This is a genomic window from Rhodococcus sp. NPDC055024 (genome assembly GCF_053608585.1).
The window spans coordinates 1311-1846 of record NZ_JBSGVT010000045.1; the positions used below are offsets into that span (position 1 = coordinate 1311).

Here is a 536-nt window from a genome sequence, read left to right on the forward strand (position 1 = left end):
CTGAGTGTAGTGCGCGGTGTCGGTCGGACCGGGGTCGTTGGTACGTTGAAGCGCGGCACCAGCGATCGCTCGATCGGATTGCGAGCCGACATGGACGCCCTCCCGATGCAGGAAGCGAACGAGTTCCCGCATCGCTCGACGGTACCCGGGGCCATGCACGCCTGCGGCCACGACGGACATACCGCGATGCTGCTCGGAGCAGCACGTCACCTGTCTCGATCGGGCGACTTCGATGGAACGGTGCATTTTATCTTCCAGCCGGCGGAGGAGGAGGGCGGCGGCGCCAATGCGATGATCGAAGACGGCCTGTTCGATCGGTTTCCGGTCGAAGCCGTTTTCGGCGTACACAACTGGCCCGGGATTCCGACTGGTCATTTCGGTGTAAGACCCGGACCGATCATGGCGTCGACCAGTCTTTTCAAGATCAAGCTCACTGGGGCTGGGTGTCATGGAGCCATGCCGCACCTGGGCACGGATCCGGTGTTCGCGGCTGCGCAGATCCTGACCTCGTTGCAGAGCATCCTGACCCGAAACAA

At 62.7% G+C, this 536-nt stretch carries 1 protein-coding gene; it reads left to right on the forward strand.

Annotated elements, in window-relative coordinates; genetic code table 11:
- Positions 1-9 precede the first annotated feature (9 nt).
- The coding region (locus ACWF6P_RS31730) for an amidohydrolase (RefSeq protein WP_452623694.1) at positions 10-536 on the forward strand (527 nt) is incomplete at its 3' end.